14 protein-coding genes are annotated in these 14,369 nt (G+C 66.6%); 10 read left to right on the top strand and 4 right to left on the bottom strand.

The window, feature by feature from the left end:
• Window positions 1-81 precede the first annotated feature (81 nt).
• The gene (locus EZM81_RS12005) at window positions 82-777 is read right to left on the bottom strand and encodes an SIMPL domain-containing protein (protein ID WP_136645885.1); all 696 of its coding nucleotides are present in this window, start codon (window positions 775-777) and stop codon (window positions 82-84) included.
• 162 nt (window positions 778-939) lie between these two features.
• On the opposite strand from EZM81_RS12005, the gene EZM81_RS12010 reads away from it, so the two are divergent.
• Window positions 940-3,999 carry a hypothetical protein gene (locus EZM81_RS12010; RefSeq protein WP_136645886.1) on the top strand — a complete coding sequence of 1,020 codons (3,060 nt, stop codon included), beginning with the start codon at window positions 940-942 and terminating at the stop codon, window positions 3,997-3,999.
• Window positions 4,000-4,077: 78 nt separating this feature from the next.
• Here EZM81_RS12010 and cobT read toward each other — a convergent pair whose 3' ends face one another.
• Complete coding sequence (gene cobT, locus EZM81_RS12015) at window positions 4,078-5,091, bottom strand: nicotinate-nucleotide--dimethylbenzimidazole phosphoribosyltransferase (RefSeq protein WP_136645887.1); 1,014 nt, start codon at window positions 5,089-5,091, stop codon at window positions 4,078-4,080.
• 81 nt (window positions 5,092-5,172) lie between these two features.
• Here cobT and cobS point away from each other — a divergent pair, with 81 nt between their 5' ends.
• From cobS to EZM81_RS12040, 5 genes are all read left to right on the top strand, one after another.
• Entirely contained in the window at window positions 5,173-5,922 is a 750-nt protein-coding gene (gene cobS, locus EZM81_RS12020) for an adenosylcobinamide-GDP ribazoletransferase (RefSeq protein ID WP_136645916.1), read from the top strand.
• A gap of 70 nt (window positions 5,923-5,992) precedes the next feature.
• A complete protein-coding gene (gene ribB, locus EZM81_RS12025) occupies window positions 5,993-7,075 on the top strand; it encodes a 3,4-dihydroxy-2-butanone-4-phosphate synthase (RefSeq protein ID WP_135449920.1) in 1,083 nt (360 codons plus the stop codon).
• Window positions 7,076-7,078: 3 nt separating this feature from the next.
• Window positions 7,079-7,579 carry a 6,7-dimethyl-8-ribityllumazine synthase gene (locus tag EZM81_RS12030; protein WP_135449919.1) on the top strand — a complete coding sequence of 167 codons (501 nt, stop codon included), beginning with the start codon at window positions 7,079-7,081 and terminating at the stop codon, window positions 7,577-7,579.
• Window positions 7,580-7,596: 17 nt separating this feature from the next.
• Entirely contained in the window at window positions 7,597-8,034 is a 438-nt protein-coding gene (gene nusB / locus EZM81_RS12035; RefSeq protein WP_135450027.1) for a transcription antitermination factor NusB, read from the top strand.
• Between the two features lie 86 nt (window positions 8,035-8,120).
• Complete coding sequence (locus tag EZM81_RS12040) at window positions 8,121-8,891, top strand: ion transporter (protein ID WP_136645888.1); 771 nt, start codon at window positions 8,121-8,123, stop codon at window positions 8,889-8,891.
• A gap of 86 nt (window positions 8,892-8,977) precedes the next feature.
• On the opposite strand, the gene EZM81_RS12045 is transcribed toward EZM81_RS12040, so the two are convergent.
• On the bottom strand, window positions 8,978-9,910 hold the full coding sequence (locus EZM81_RS12045; RefSeq protein WP_205909972.1) for an alpha/beta fold hydrolase: 933 nt from the start codon (window positions 9,908-9,910) through the stop codon (window positions 8,978-8,980).
• Window positions 9,907-10,194, bottom strand: a complete 288-nt coding sequence (locus EZM81_RS12050; RefSeq protein WP_135449917.1) for an SCP2 sterol-binding domain-containing protein — start codon at window positions 10,192-10,194, stop codon at window positions 9,907-9,909. Before EZM81_RS12050 ends, EZM81_RS12045 begins: the two co-directional genes overlap by 4 nt.
• Before the next feature lie 152 nt (window positions 10,195-10,346).
• Between EZM81_RS12050 and EZM81_RS12055 the strand changes: the two genes are divergently transcribed.
• Genes EZM81_RS12055 through fdxA form a run of 4 tightly spaced genes read left to right on the top strand, consistent with a single transcriptional unit; the run spans window position 10,347 to window position 14,359 of the window.
• Complete coding sequence (locus EZM81_RS12055; protein WP_167850981.1) at window positions 10,347-10,823, top strand: tetratricopeptide repeat protein; 477 nt, start codon at window positions 10,347-10,349, stop codon at window positions 10,821-10,823.
• A gap of 3 nt (window positions 10,824-10,826) precedes the next feature.
• On the top strand, window positions 10,827-13,658 hold the full coding sequence (locus EZM81_RS12060; protein WP_136645890.1) for a helicase-related protein: 2,832 nt from the start codon (window positions 10,827-10,829) through the stop codon (window positions 13,656-13,658).
• Window positions 13,659-13,964 carry an RNA-binding S4 domain-containing protein gene (locus tag EZM81_RS12065; protein ID WP_135449914.1) on the top strand — a complete coding sequence of 102 codons (306 nt, stop codon included), beginning with the start codon at window positions 13,659-13,661 and terminating at the stop codon, window positions 13,962-13,964.
• Window positions 13,965-14,020: 56 nt separating this feature from the next.
• The gene (gene fdxA / locus EZM81_RS12070) at window positions 14,021-14,359 is read left to right on the top strand and encodes a ferredoxin FdxA (protein ID WP_135449913.1); all 339 of its coding nucleotides are present in this window, start codon (window positions 14,021-14,023) and stop codon (window positions 14,357-14,359) included.
• Window positions 14,360-14,369: the final 10 nt, after the last annotated feature.

Consider the following 14,369-nt stretch of genomic DNA (forward strand, 5'->3'; position numbering starts at 1 on the left):
GCAGGATCACTGCTTGCAGACTTGGGCAAAATAAGGCCCAAACGGCGGAACTGTTGCGAATCTCGTCGCTTGGGCCGGCGATTACCGAGAGATTTCGTACTGGATGGTCACCGTCGCGGATAGACCAACCTCTCCCCCGGCGACCGGCACCGGTGCGGCCGCCACCTCTGCGCGATACATGGGCACGGGCTCGCTCCAGCTGCCGCCCTCGCTGATCTGGACGATGGGGCCCAGCGTCACCCCGGCTGCGGCAGCCAGAAGCTCGGCCCGCGCGCGCGCCGCGGCCACGGCCTTCTTGCGGGCTTCGTCCAGCAGCGGGTCGGGATCGGCCAGCCCGAAGGCCAGACCGTTCAGCGTGTTGGCGCCGTCGGCAACCGCGGCGTCCAGGATCGCCCCAAGCGCATCAAGCTTGCGGATTCGGATCGTCACCTGGTTCGAGGCGACATAATTCGCGATGGTGGGCGCCATGCCTTCAGTACCCGACCAGTTGGGATAAAGTGACAGGTTCGACGTCTGCATGTCGCGCGCCTCGACACCGGTGGCGGCCAGACGGGCCATGACTGCCTCGACCGAGGCGCTGTTGGCGGCAAGCGCGGCGGCGGCCGTGTCGCCCTGGGTGGTGACGCCGATGGTCAGCGTGGCCATGTCCGGGGCCACCTCGACCGTCCCGGTTGCCGTCACGACGATCCTGGGGGCCTTTGCCTCCTCGGCAGCCCCCGGGCCAGACAGGGGCAGGGCCAGGGCGGCGGACAGGATCATGGCTTGAACAAGGCGCATCGGTCTACTCCTTTGACTGGCGCTAGATTTCGGAGTTGTGACGCAGGCCGCAAGCGGATCCTTGGCCGTTTTCCTTTCTTTCGGCAAAAAGCTGCTGTAGTTGTGCGGCAACGCGGCGGAACACGTTCCCGCACGCAGATTTTCCGTGTTAGACCCGGCCCCATGAAACCGACATTCGCACTTGACCTGACCCGCGACGCCATAGCGCTGCTGCATCGGACGCCGAAGGGCTGGCTTTCCATCGGCGAAGTCGCCTTCGACGCCCCCGACATGGCTGACGCGCTGGATTATCTGCGCCGCACCGCGCTTGGCCTGTCGCCGATCGGCTTTGCGACAAAGATCATCCTCCCGAACAGCCAGATCCTTTACACCGAGATCGAGGCCCCTGGCCCCAGCCGCAACGACAAGCGCCGCCAGATCGCCGCGGCGCTGGAAGGGCGCACCCCCTATGCGGTCGAGGATCTGGTCTTCGACTGGTCGGGCAAGGGGGCAACCGTCAAGGTCGCCGTCGTCGCACGCGAAACGCTTGAAGAGGCCGAGGCCTTCGCCGTCCAGCATCGGCTGAATCCGGTTTCCTTCGTCGCCATCCCCGAAGAGGGCAAGTTTGTCGGCGAGCCCTGGTTCGGCCAGACCGTCGCCGCCGACACCGTTCTTCCCCCCGGCGAAAGCGTCGATCGGGATCGAGAGCCGGTAACGATTCTGCAACGCGACCTGCTCTCTGCCTCACGCGAGGTGCCTGTAACGGAACCCGTGGCAGATGCCTCCCCCCCGGAGGAAGAGCCCGAACCGGCGTCACAGACGCCGCCGGAAACGCTGGCAGAGCCACCCGCCACGCCCGCCGTTGCCGCCACCGCTGCGGACCCTGACGAAGAACCGCTTCCGGGCCTGGAAGAGGCGCTGAACGCCGACTTGCCAGAGGTTCCGACACCGCACCCGGCGAGCCCGCCTGCGACCGAAGCCGCAGTTTCCGAAAAGGCCGGCCCGGCACCGGATGCTGTGGACAAGGGCGCCGAGGCCGCCGATGACGACGCCCTGCCCGAGTCTCTGCTGCGGGAACTGGAGCGAGAAGAACCGCCCACCGGCACTGCGACGCCTGACACCATCCCCCCGGCAACGGACGCGCCCGTCTCGCAGCCCGAGATGGAAGAGGCACCCTTTGCCCATGTGACGGATACCTCCGCCTTCCCGGAAGCCGACGATATCCCACCCATGCCGGCCGGCCTGAAGCCGGCACCGGGCCGGGCAGAACCCGTGGAAGACGACATCCCCCCTGCATCGTCCACGGTGGCGATGGTGGCTTTCGCCAGTCGCCGCGCGGGTGGCAGCGGCGCAGCCGCACCGGTGGGCGCCGCCACGCGCAACGAAACCGGAACCGCTCGCCCGCCAGCGCCGGGCGCAAGGCTAGGCCAACCGATCCCCAGGCCGGCTGGCATCAAGGGGCTTTCGGCACCTGTTACCTCGCCCACGATCCCGGGCACGCGGGCGAGGCCGAAAGGGAAGGCCGGCATGCCCGATGCCGCAGCCATCGCCACCACGTCTGGCCCGACCACGGTCAAGTCGCCTGCCCGACCGGGCGGCACCTTCGGCACTGCCGCTCCGCCCAAGAGCCGGTCGGGCGTAGTGTTCATGGTGCTGGTGGCGCTGCTTCTGATCTTCCTCGCCCTTGTAGCAGCGTGGTCGTCCTTCTACCTCGCGCGCAACGACGCGCCAGAAAGTGATCCGGCCCTGGCCAGCCTTGATGCAACGCCGGGCGTTGATGAAGAGATGCTCGCCGACCTCCAGGATCCGGCAGAGCTTGCCCCCTCCCAGACCAGCACCGATCCTCAGACCAATCTCACGGCTGCAACCGCAGGACCGGCGACCGAAGCCCTGCCGGTGAACATTGCAGGGGACGGGCAACCGACCGATGCCCCCGGTGCCGATCTGCCTGAGGACACCGTCGCAACCGATGTCGCCCCCTCACCTGCACAGGCAGCGCTGGCAGCCGCAGAGCCGGAACCGGACACTGTGGCCCCAGCGGCCGCACCGGCAACGGCCCCGGAACCCGCACCGACCACGGCAGTCGCGACCGACCTTACGGCCGCGCAGGCCCCTGCCGAAGACCAGGACGAGATCTTCCTTTCCGCCATGGACGCGCCGCCCCCGGCCCTGGATGCGCTGGCGCTTCCGGCACCGGCGGTCACGGCAGACGCGGCGCCCGACCGCCCCATGCCGCCACCCGCCTTCGGCACCGTCTACCAGTTCGGCCCGGACGGCCTGCTGAAACCGACGCCCGAAGGCATTCTCAGCCCTGACGGCGTGATGCTGATCGCCGGAAAGCCGCCGCGCGTGCCGCCGCCCCGCAGCGAGGCCGCGGCTGCCGCTGCCCTGGCGGCTGCCGCCGCAGCTGCGGAACCCGTGGCTGCGACCGAAGGGCAGGACACGACTTCGCCAGCCGATGCGTCGCTGGTCGCAACGGTCGAAGAGCCGGCGGTCGAACCGGCGCCTTCCGACCCGTCACTGGCCGGGTTCCGCCCGCGCGCGCGGCCGGAGGGGCTTGTGCCGGCGACAGACGACGGCGCCGCACTTGTCACCGAATCGGCAAGCGACTTCGCAAGCACGCGCCCCCTGCCCCGCCCTGATGCCGTGCTGGCCGCTGGCTCTGCCGCCCGCCCAGAGGAAGCTGAGGCAGAGGTCGATCTTGGTGCTCAGGCCGCCTCTTTGGCAGCCCAAGCCGAAGCGCGGCTTGCCGCCGCTGCCGCGATGGAGGCAGAGAACCCGTCTATCGTTGCGATCTCGAAGCGCCCGCAAGACCGCCCCCGCGACCTGAGCCGGGCAGTCGAAGCCGCAGTGGCAGCTGCCGTCCGCGAGCCCCAACTGCAGCCGGAACCCGAGGTCATCGTTACAGCGGCAGCAGCCCCCGCCCCCGCCCTGAAACCCGAAGAACTTGAGGAGGTCGACGAACCCGAAATCGTGGTCGCTGCCCCGAAGATTCCGACCAAGGCCAATGTTGCAAAGCAGGCCACCTACACCAAGGCGATCAACCTTTCGAAACTCAACCTGATCGGGACATACGGCACCGACTCACGCCGCACAGCTCTGATCCGGCAGTCGAACGGGCGCTACAAGAAGGTGAAGGTGGGCGACAAGATTGATGGTGGCACGATCATGGCGATCACTGAAACCGAGGTGCGCTACCAGAAAGGCGGCAAGCTTCTTTCGCTGAAGATGCCCAAGACCTGAACAGACGGCCTCGCCGCCTCGCGGCGCCATCCTTCGGACGCCGGGCGAGGAGTGACGAAGTCACCGACGTGCGCGTCCTCATCCCCCCCCAGCCACGCCCGCCTCGGCAAAGGTCGCCATGCCGGAATGGCAGGCAACCGCCCCCTTGACCACACCGATCGCCAGCGCCGCGCCGGAACCTTCGCCCAGCCGCAAACCGAGCGCCAGCAGCGGCTCCTTTCCCAGCTTTTCCAGCAGGCGGGCATGGGCGCCCTCTGCACTCTGATGGCCGGCGATGCAATGGTCGAGCGCCCCAGGCGCGGCCCGGTCCAGAACCGCCGCGGCCGCGCAGGCGATGAATCCGTCCAGGATCACCGGCACCCGCGCCATGCGCGCACCCAGGATCGCCCCGGCCATCGCCGCGATTTCCCGCCCTCCCAGGGCACGCAGCACCTGAAGCGGATCGCCCAGAAGCGCGCGGTTCCGCTCCACCCCTGCTGCTATGGCAGCCTCCTTCCGGCGCAGGCCCGCATCATCGACCCCGGTGCCGCGACCAGCCCAGCCAGTACCGCCGTAAAGAGCCGTGGCGATTGCGGCGGCAGAGGTGGTGTTGCCGATGCCCATCTCGCCAGCAACGAAAAGATCGGCCTGCGGATCGACCGCCTCGAACCCCTTGCGCAGGGCAGCGACGACCTCGGCCTCGGTCATCGCCGGGCCTTCGGTGAAATCGCCGGTCGGGTGGTCCAGGTCAAGCGCATGGACGTCCAGCCTTGCCCCGAAAGCCTTGGCCAGCTGGTTGATTGCCGCACCACCGTGGGTGAAGTTGGCCACCATCTGCACGGTGACTTCGGCCGGAAAGGCGGAAACACCCTTGGCGGCAACACCATGATTTCCGGCAAATATCGCGATCTGCGGCCGGTCAGCACGGGGTTTTTCGGTCCCCTGCCAGCCTGCCATCCACACCGCAAGCTTCTCCAGTCGACCCAGCGCCCCCGGCGGCTTGGTCAACTGTCCGTTCCGCGCCTCGGCCGCTGCGATGGCCGCCGGATCGGGCATCGGCAGATCGGACAGAAGGGCACGCAGTTCGGCAAGGGTCTGGAAGGTCATCGTCATCTCGGCAGTTGATCCAGGATGCGGATGGGGCTACCCCATGGCCCTTGTGATTGCCAGCCGGGAAGGGCCCAATTGTCCAGCATTCGCGACATTCCGGCACGTCTGCTGCCCGATCTTCTGTCGGCCTTCGCCCTTCTCTCCCGCCTTCCGCTTCCAGACCACCGGGGCACAGGGGCGCGGTCCGCCTGGGCCTGGCCGCTTGTCGGTGCAGTTCTGGGGGCGCTGGCGGCCGCACTGGCGGACGCGGCAATGTGGCTGGGGGTAACGCCGGGGGTAACGGCGGCGATGGTCCTTGCCTTCGCTGCTATGCTGACCGGGGGATTGCACGAGGACGGCCTGTCCGACACGGCCGACGGTCTTTTCGGCGGCTGGACACGCGAACGGCGGCTGGAAATCATGAAGGACAGCCGCGTCGGCAGCTACGGTGTGCTGGCGGTTGTGCTGGTGACCCTCGCCCGCTGGTCGGCCCTGACGGCGATTCTTCTGCACGGGCAGCATTGGTCCGCGCTGGTGACTGTTGGCGCGCTGAGCCGGGTGCCGATGGCGGCGATCATGGCGGGGTTGCCCAATGCGCGTGGCCAGGGCCTCAGCCATGCGACGGGTCGCCCCTCCTGGGGCGGGGCGCTGATAGGGTTGGCCATGGGCGGGGGCATTGCCTTCATCCTTGCCGGGCTTTCCGCTCTGCCGATGTTGGCCGCTGCTGCTGCGGTCTGTCTCTGGCTCGCGCTTTCCGCCAGGGCGCGTATTGGCGGCCAGACCGGCGACATCCTTGGCGCCGCGCAGCAACTGGCCGAAGCCGCCTGCCTGACCGTCCTGGCTGCACGGATCTGAGCCGGGCACCCTCTGGCCTTTGCGCCCGGGCCACGATAGATGGGCAGAACCAGCTTGTGAGGCACCGCCCATGTCCAGATACTCCGACGCCATCTCCTCGATCGAGGACATCATTGAGGACGCCCGCAACGGGCGCATGTTCATCCTGGTCGATCACGAGGACCGCGAAAACGAGGGCGACCTGGTGATCCCGGCGCAGATGTGCACGCCGTCGGCGATAAATTTCATGGCCACACATGGCCGCGGGCTGATCTGCCTGGCTCTGACCTCCGAACGTGTCGATCAGCTGGGCCTAGAGCTGATGGACCGCAAGAATTCCAGCCGGCATTCCTCGGCCTTCACCATATCGATCGAGGCGGTGGAAGGTATTGCCACCGGCATCTCGGCCGCCGACCGGGCGCGCACGGTCAGCGTGGCAATCGACCCGACCAAGGGGCCGGCCGACATCGCCAGCCCCGGCCACATCTTCCCGTTGCGTGCACGGGATGGCGGGGTTCTGGTGCGCGCGGGCCATACCGAGGCCGCAGTGGACGTGGCACGGCTCGCGGGGCTGAACCCCTCTGGCGTGATCTGCGAGGTGATGAACGACGACGGCACGATGGCGCGCCTGCCGGACCTGATCCAGTTCGGCCAGAAGCACGGGCTGAAGATCGGCACGATCAGCGACTTGATCGCCTACCGCCGCAAGCACGACAATCTGGTCAAGGAACGTTCGGTCCGGTCGGTCAGTTCGATCCACGGCGGCGACTGGCTGATGCGCATCTTCACCGACGAATTGCAGGGCGCCGACCATGTGGTGCTCAGCAAGGGCGATCTGAGCACACCCGACCCCGTGCTGGTGCGCGTCCACGCGCTGAACCCGCTTGAGGACGTGCTGGGCCTGGGCGAGGGCAGCGACCTGCCCGCGGCAATGCGCATCATCGCGGCCGAGGGGCGCGGCGCAGTTGTCCTGTTGCGCGACACGACGATGAAGATGGTCGAAGAAGGGGAACATTCGCCCCAGACGCTGCGGCAGTACGGGATCGGAGCGCAGATCCTTTCCTCGCTGGGGCTGCGGAAGATCACCCTGGTTACCAATTCCAAGGCGCCGAAGCTGATCGGGCTGGAAGGCTATGACCTGACCATCGCGGGCACCCGCCCGATCAAGGAATAGCCCATGGCCACCGCCGAAACCCATTACACCCTGCCGCTTCCTGCCTTCGACAAGCCCGTGAAGCTCTTGATCGTCGTGGCGCCCTATTACAAGGACATCGCCGACAACCTGGTCACGGGAGCCCGCGCCATCGCCGAAAAATGCGGGGCCGAGGTCGATCAGGTCGAGGTGCCCGGCGCGCTTGAGATCCCTTCTGCCATCGCCATGGCAGAACGGCTGGCCGAATACGACGGATATGTCGCGCTTGGCTGCGTGATCCGGGGTGAGACCACGCATTACGATACGGTCTGCAATGACAGCAGCCGTGCGCTCAGCCTTCTGGGCTTGCAGGGCGCCTGCATCGGCAACGGGATCCTGACGGTGGAAAACCGTGCCCAGGCCGAAGTGCGTGCCGACCCTTTCGGCCAGAACAAGGGCGGCGGTGCTGCCGCCGCGGCCTTGCACCTGATCGCCCTTTCGCGCAAATGGGCCGGGAAGACCAAGGGGATCGGCTTTCGCGCATGAATACTGACAAGCGCCAGATGAAATCCGCAGCCCGGCTTTATGCCGTGCAGGCGCTGTTCCAGATGGAAGCCTCCGGCCAGACGGTCGAGGCCGTGACGCGCGAGTTCGAAACGCATCGTTTCGGCGCGACCTACGAGGAAGGCGAATTTGCCGAAGGTGACGTGGATCATTTCCGCGCCGTCGTCGGATCGGCGGTCAACTGGCAAGCGAAGATCGACCAGATGACCGACCGCGCCCTGGTGGCGACCTGGCCGATCGACCGCATCGACCCGGTCCTGCGCGCGCTGTTCCGCGCCGCAGGGGCGGAATTGGTGGACATGGCAACCCCGCCCAAGGTGGCGATTACCGAATATGTGGATGTGGCCAAGGCCTTCTTCCCCGATGGCAGGGAGCCGAAGTTCGTGAACGCCGTGCTGGACCACATGGCGCGCGAGGCCAGGCCCGACGCGTTTTGAACCACGACTCTGTCGGGCGGGGTCTGGACGGCGCACGAGGGGCACTCCATATGCGGCGCGACAAGACTTCAGACCGGAAGGCCCAGATGTTCACACGCGCAGCTGTCGGACAGTTTCTAGACCGCCCCGACGTCACCCGTTTCCTCATCGGGGTGATCCTGGTGAACGCCGTCGTCCTGGGGCTGGAGACATTTCCGCCCGTGATGGACCGCGCGGGCCTGCTTCTGGTCCGGCTCGATCAGGCCTGCCTTGCGATCTTCGTGGCGGAACTCGCCGCGCGGCTTTACGCCCAGGGGCTGCGGTTCTTCCGCTCTGGCTGGAACCTTTTCGACTTCGTGATCGTCGGCATATCGCTGGCGCCGGCGGGGGCCGGCTTTTCCGTGCTGCGGGCCCTGCGCATCCTGCGGGTTTTGCGGGTGGTCTCGGCTGTTCCTTCGTTGCGGCGCGTGGTCAATGGCCTTGGCCGCGCACTGCCGGGGATGGGGTCGGTGTTCCTGCTGATCCTTCTGATCTACTACATCGCTGCGGTGATCGCGACCAAGCTTTTCGCCGCCAGCTTCCCCGACTGGTTCGGCAGCCTGGGCGCCAGCGCCTATTCGCTGTTCCAGATCATGACGCTGGAGTCCTGGTCGATGGGGATCGTGCGGCCGGTGATGGAGGTCTATCCTCATGCCTGGGCCTTCTTCGTGCCCTTCATCCTGATGACCACCTTCGCAGTGATGAACCTGATCGTCGGTCTGATCGTGAATTCGATGCAGGAAGCCGCGTCGGAAGAAACGCGCGAGGAAACCCATGCCTTCGAGGAAAAGGTGCTGGCGCGGCTGGCCGAGATCGAGCGAAAGCTCGACGCAAGGTAGATCCCGGCACCGCCGTCGCATTCCTTCGATCGCTCTTTGCTGCGCCCCTGCAAAGACCGTTGCAACAAGAGCGATCAGCCGCGTCCCTATTCGCGGTGCGCCTGAAACAGAGCGGCGGCACGATCGAAGAACCGGGCGCGGGTTGCGGGGCCTTCCATCATGATTTCGTGTTCTGCCCCCGGGTAAAGGTCCAGCTGCCCGTTCGGCCATCCGGCCATCCGCACATGCACCGGGGCCACGTCCACCACCTTCTCGGCCGTGCCAAGCGCGCAGATCGCCGGCGTTTTCGGCGCGGGCAGCGCGGCAAGCGCAGAGCATTCCCGCAGCGCCGCCCCCAGCCACGCAAGCGATGGCCCGCCCAGCGCCAGATCGTGCACCTCGGCAACCTGGCGGCGCATGTAGTTCCACATTTCGCGGTCAGTGGTCAGGACATTGCCCTCGAAGGGCACCTGCAACAGGTAGCACTCCCCCCCCGTGGTCGGAGCATAGCGATGTGCCAGACCAAGCGGCCGTGCCACCGCCGCCACGACCGAAGCCATGGGGCGCAGCCAGGCGGCCATGGCGATGCCCCACATCGGCGCCGAAAAGACGGCAGCCTTGACCGGAAGCCCCCGAATCAGCCCGCGCAGGCCAATGCAGCCCCCCATCGAATGGGAAAGCATGTAGTAGGGCTCGGGCAAGGCCGCAGCCCGGGCCTGGGCGAACATCGCATCCAGATCCTGCTGATATTCGGCAAAGTCGTCGACATGGCCCACCATACGGTCGGGCAGCGCCCGGTCGGCAAGACCCTGTCCGCGCCAGTCAAGCGTGATGACGGAAAAGCCCCGCGCGACCAGATCGCCCGCAGCGCGACCGTATTTCTCGATGCATTCGGTCCTTCCTGGAAGCAATAGCACCGTTCCCTTGTCGCCCGCCTTCCACCAGGCCACACGGATGCGCACGGCCCCCGACATCAGCCAGACGACCGAGGGCCCGGGTGGTCCCTCGGCCAGCGCGGCATGAAAAGGTGCGGGCGTCACCCCAGCACCGAACCAAGCTTCATCGCCATGCCCATGCTGCCATCGACCTTCAGCTTGCCGGTCATGAAGGCCATGGTCGGATTGGTGCTGCCTTCGAGAATCGAACGGAAGACCTCTGCATCAGCCGTAAGGGTCACATCGGCCTCCTCATCTCCGGCGCGCACGCCGTTGGCGTCCAGCATGATGGCACCTTCGCCAGGGATCACGAATTTTGCCACCCCGTCAAACCGGCCCCCAAGCCTGGCGGAAAGGGCCTTCACCGCCGCGTCGATCATTTCGCTCATGCAAGTCTCTCCTTCGTGACCCCGACGCCACTGGCAATCTGGCGCGGATCGATTACCTTCCCGTTATGGGTGTCCGGGCAAGACTTCTCAATCGTATCGTTGCGGCACTTGTGCCGCTTTTCCTGTCCTGCACCCTTGCAGCGTCGCAGGACATGTCGAGGCTGGACGATCTGCTCGCCCGGCTTCAATCGGCCGACGGTGCGGCAGCGGGCCGGATCGAGAAGGAAATCCGCATCGAATGGTCGAAATCGGGCTCGGCGGCGCTTGACCTTCTGCTGCAGCGCGGCCGCGACGCGCTGGCGATGGGCGACACCACCCAGGCGATCGAACACTTCACCGCAATCATCGACCATGATCCCGGCTTTGCCGAAGGCTGGAATGCGCGGGCGACGGCCTTCTACCAGGCCGGCGAATTCGGACCCGCCCTCTACGACATCGCCCGGACCCTTGCGCTGAACCCCCGGCATTTCGGGGCGCTCTCGGGGCTTGCGACCATTCTGGAAGAAACGGGACAACCCGAACGGGCGCTTGCAGCCTACAGGGCCGCCCTGGCCATCCATCCGCATCTTGCGGGCGCGGCAGAAGGCGTTAAACGGCTGGAAGCCCAGCAGACGGGCCAGGAGCTTTGATCCATGGACGCCCCGCGGCGGGTGACGGCGGTCCTCGGGCCGACGAACACCGGGAAGACCCATCACGCGATTGAACGGATGCTGGCGCACCGCACCGGTGTCATCGGCCTGCCGCTGCGACTCCTGGCACGCGAGGTCTATGATCGCATCGTCGCCCGCGTCGGCCCCTCGGTGGTGGCGCTGGTCACGGGCGAGGAACGTATCGTGCCCGACCGCACGCAATACTGGGTATGCACCACCGAGGCGATGCCATTGGACATCGGCGCCGATTTTGTCGCAGTGGACGAGATCCAGCTTTGCGCCGACCCCGAACGCGGCCATGTCTTCACCGACCGGCTTCTGCGCGCGCGGGGGCTGAACGAGACGCTTTTCCTCGGTTCAGACACCATGCGGGGGGCTATTGCGGGCCTCGTCCCGCACGTGACGTTCCTGAAGCGCGAACGGATGTCCACCCTGCGCTATGCGGGGTCGAAGAAGATCAGCCGGATGCCCGCGCGGTCGGCCATCGTCGGCTTTTCCGTCGAGAACGTCTATGCCATCGCAGAGCTGATCCGGCGCCAGAAGGGCGGTTGCGCTGTGGTGATGGGGGCGCTGTCCCCGCGCACACGCAACGCTCAGGTGGCGATGTACCAGAACGGCGACGTGGATTATCTGGTTGCCACCGACGCCATCGGCATGGGGCTGAACCTCGACATCAAGCACGCGGCCTTTGCCGCCACGTCGAAGTTCGACGGCCGCCGGATGCGCCCGCTTTACCCGCAGGAACTGGCCCAGATCGCCGGCCGCGCCGGTCGGCACACCGAGGACGGCACCTTCGGCGTCACCGGCGAGGCGCGGCCGTTCGACGAAGATCTGGTCGAGGCGATCGAGACCCACCGCTTTGCCCCGGTCAGGAAACTGCACTGGCGCAACGAATCGCTCGACTTCGGCAGTGCCGAGCGGCTGATCCGCAGCCTGGAGGAGCCCACCTCGAACGAATGGCTGACCCGCGCGCGGGATGCCGACGATCTTCTGGCGCTGAAGGCGCTGGCGGCACTGCCCGAGGTGCAGGACAGGCTGACCGAGCCCAAGCGCGTTCGGCTTCTGTGGGACGTTTGCCGGATTCCCGACTTCCGCTCCTCTTCCGGCGCCGAGCACACCACGCTGCTTGCGCGGATATTCGAGTTTCTGGTCGGCCGCGGGATTGGCGGTGGCCGGATTCCGTCGGATTGGCTGGCCAAGGCGATCCAGCGGATCGACAAGACAGAAGGCGACATCGAGACCCTGTCGCGCCGGCTGGCCCATATCCGCACGTGGACCTACGTCACCCAGCGGAAAAACTGGGTCGAAGACGAAACCCATTGGCGCGAGGAAACCCGCGCTGTAGAAGACCGCCTGTCGGATGCCCTGCATGCGGCGCTGACCCAACGATTTGTCGACCGGCGGACGAGTGTCCTCCTTCGCCGGTTGAAGCAGAAGGAGATCCTCGTGGCCGAGGTGAACGACAAGGGCGAAGTGACGGTCGAAGGCGAATACGCGGGCCGTCTGGAAGGTTTTCGCTTCCGGCAGGATGCAAGCGCCACAGCGGATGCAGCGCGCACGCTGGCGCAGGCCGCAATTCAGGCGTTGAAGCCAGAATTCCACCTGCGCGCCGACCGCTTCTACAATGCCCCAGATACCGAGCTGGACTTCACCGAACAGGGGGGCCTCATGTGGGGCACGACGGCGGTGGGCAAGCTGGTCAAGGGCGCCGAACCGCTGAAACCGGCCGTCGAGGCCTTCGTTGACGAAGAAGCCGGCCCCGAGGTCGCTGAGAAGGTCCGCCGTCGCCTGCAGCATTTCATCGACCGCAAGGTTGCCGCCCAGTTCGAACCGCTGCTCGCCATGTCCCGCGACGAGGGCCTGACCGGCCTTGCCCGCGGCTTCGCCTTCCGCCTGACCGAGGCTATGGGCGTCCTGCCCCGCGACCAGGTCGCGGCCGAGGTCAAGGAGCTGGACCAGGAGGCCCGCGCCAGCCTGCGCAAGCACGGGGTGCGCTTCGGCCAGTTCACCATCTTCCTGCCCGCGCTTTTGAAACCCGCGCCCACCCGGCTGCGGCTGGTGCTCTGGTCATTGTGGAACGGGCTGCAGGAATTCCCCGAATCGCCACCGCCGGGCCTTGTCACCATCCCGAACGTGGCCGAGGTTCCGAAAAGCCATTACACGCTGGCCGGCTATCACCCGGCAGGCAGCCGCGCGATCCGCATCGACATGCTGGAACGCCTGGCCGACATCCTGCGCCAGAAGGACAGCCGCGCGGGCTTCGAGGCGACGCCCGACATGCTGTCGATCACCGGCATGACCCTCGAGCAGTTCGCCGACCTCATGGCGGGACTTGGCTACAAGGGCGAAAGGGGTGAACGCCCGAAGGTCAAGGCCGCCGAAACACCGAAAGAGCCCGAGATCTCCGAGGAAGCCGCAGCCGCCATCGCCGCCGGCGTCCCGATCCCAGAAGAGGTCTCTATCCTGGCGCCCGAACCCGCGCCGGAACCCGAGGCCGCGCCGGAAATGGAGGTGTTCTACACCTTCACCTGGGCACCGAAGCCCCGCCACCAGCGCCCCGAGCGCAGCGAACGCGGCCCCAGACCCGAACGCAGGGAAGGCGACCGTCCGCGGGGGGATCGCCCAAAGGGCGACCGCCCGCAAGGCGACCGTCCGAAGCATCATGCCAAGGGTGACCGCCCGCAAGCCAAGGGTGGCAAGCCCCCGCGCGAAGACCGGCAGAAAAGCTTCGAGGCGCGCCCGCCGCGGAACGAAAAGCCCATCGACCCCGACAACCCCTTTGCCGCGCTGCTGGCGCTGAAGGGCAAGGTCTGATTGGCCGGGCCCTCGGGCAGGCCCACCCCGGACGCCAGCGCAAGACTGCGGCTGGACAAATGGCTTTGGCAGGCGCGCTTCTTCAGGTCGCGCGGCTTGGCCGCCGAGGCGATCGAGGCAGGGGCCGTGCGGGTGAACGGCATCCGGGTCACCCGACCCGGGCGCGACGTGACCGAAGGCGATACCCTCACCTTCCCTCAGGGGTCGCGCATCCGGGTGATCCGCATCGTGGCGCTTGGCCTGCGACGCGGCCCTGCAAGCGAAGCGCAGACACTGTATATCGACCTTGACGCCGGACCGGCTTGAATGATCTGTGCGCCTGCTCTAACTGCCATGCAAACGATCCGCTTCGAGGCCGGCCCATGACTTATGTCGTCATCGACAACTGCATCGCCTGCAAATACACCGACTGCGTCGAGGTCTGCCCGGTAGACTGTTTCTATGAAGGCGAGAACATGCTCGTCATCCACCCCGACGAATGCATCGACTGCGGCGTGTGCGAACCGGAATGCCCTGCCGACGCGATCCGCCCGGATACAGAGCCGGACATGGAGGAATGGGTCGCCTTCAACCGAAAATACGCGCAGATGTGGCCGGTGATCGTTACCAAGAAGGATCCGCTGCCGGGTCACGAAGAACGAGACGGCGAACCGAACAAACGAGAGAAATATTTCTCGGAAGCTCCGGGCACCGGCGGCTGAACGGAGTCCG

Source organism: Tabrizicola sp. YIM 78059 (assembly GCF_004959785.1).
GTDB classification, from domain to species: Bacteria; Pseudomonadota; Alphaproteobacteria; order Rhodobacterales; family Rhodobacteraceae; genus Tabrizicola; species Tabrizicola caldifontis.

Coding starts and splice junctions, on each gene's coding strand:
- nusB (WP_135450027.1), top strand. CDS start 7,597: ATGAAATCCGCAGCCCGGCTTTATGCCGTGCAGGCGCTGTTCCAGATG.
- ribB (WP_135449920.1), top strand. CDS start 5,993: ATGTCCAGATACTCCGACGCCATCTCCTCGATCGAGGACATCATTGAG.
- fdxA (WP_135449913.1), top strand. CDS start 14,021: ATGACTTATGTCGTCATCGACAACTGCATCGCCTGCAAATACACCGAC.
- cobT (WP_136645887.1), bottom strand. CDS start 5,091: ATGACGATGACCTTCCAGACCCTTGCCGAACTGCGTGCCCTTCTGTCC.
- EZM81_RS12050 (WP_135449917.1), bottom strand. CDS start 10,194: ATGAGCGAAATGATCGACGCGGCGGTGAAGGCCCTTTCCGCCAGGCTT.
- EZM81_RS12055 (WP_167850981.1), top strand. CDS start 10,347: ATGTCGAGGCTGGACGATCTGCTCGCCCGGCTTCAATCGGCCGACGGT.
- EZM81_RS12030 (WP_135449919.1), top strand. CDS start 7,079: ATGGCCACCGCCGAAACCCATTACACCCTGCCGCTTCCTGCCTTCGAC.
- EZM81_RS12005 (WP_136645885.1), bottom strand. CDS start 777: ATGCGCCTTGTTCAAGCCATGATCCTGTCCGCCGCCCTGGCCCTGCCC.
- EZM81_RS12060 (WP_136645890.1), top strand. CDS start 10,827: ATGGACGCCCCGCGGCGGGTGACGGCGGTCCTCGGGCCGACGAACACC.
- EZM81_RS12010 (WP_136645886.1), top strand. CDS start 940: ATGAAACCGACATTCGCACTTGACCTGACCCGCGACGCCATAGCGCTG.
- EZM81_RS12040 (WP_136645888.1), top strand. CDS start 8,121: ATGTTCACACGCGCAGCTGTCGGACAGTTTCTAGACCGCCCCGACGTC.